We start from the raw sequence: 429 nt of genomic DNA on the forward strand, positions 1-429 counted from the left end.
GATGCGGTTGATCACCGCGGCCTGCTTCACACCGCGCAGGATCAGGTAGAAGAACAGCCATACGCCGATCGTCGAGCAGATGACCGCCAGCAGGGTGTCCCCGGCTCCTAGGGCGGGGAACAGCGCGCTCGTCGTCGCCATGATCAACACCCAGTACGACGTGTTGCCCGCGCAGGCCGACGCCCAGAACCCGAACGCCGAGTTGAACCCCATGTAGTCGCCGAAGCCCGCTTTCGCGTAGGCGAACAACCCGGCGTCGAGGTCCGGTTTCCGCGTCGCCAGGCGCTGGAACACGAACGCCAGCATCAACATGCCTGCACCGGCGATCGCCCAGGCGATCAGCGCGCCCGCGACCCCGGACTCGGCCCCGAACCGGCCGGGCAGCAGGAACACACCGGACCCGATCATCGAGCCGATGACCATCGCGGT

The 429-nt window shown here is 67.1% G+C and carries 1 protein-coding gene; it reads right to left on the minus strand.

The features are described from left to right. Positions 1–429: amino acid permease (locus tag CS062_RS25510; RefSeq protein WP_143742569.1), on the minus strand; the 429-nt coding region annotated here is incomplete at both ends.

Source organism: Roseateles chitinivorans (assembly GCF_002761755.1).
Classification (GTDB): Bacteria; Pseudomonadota; Gammaproteobacteria; order Burkholderiales; family Burkholderiaceae_C; genus Roseateles; species Roseateles chitinivorans.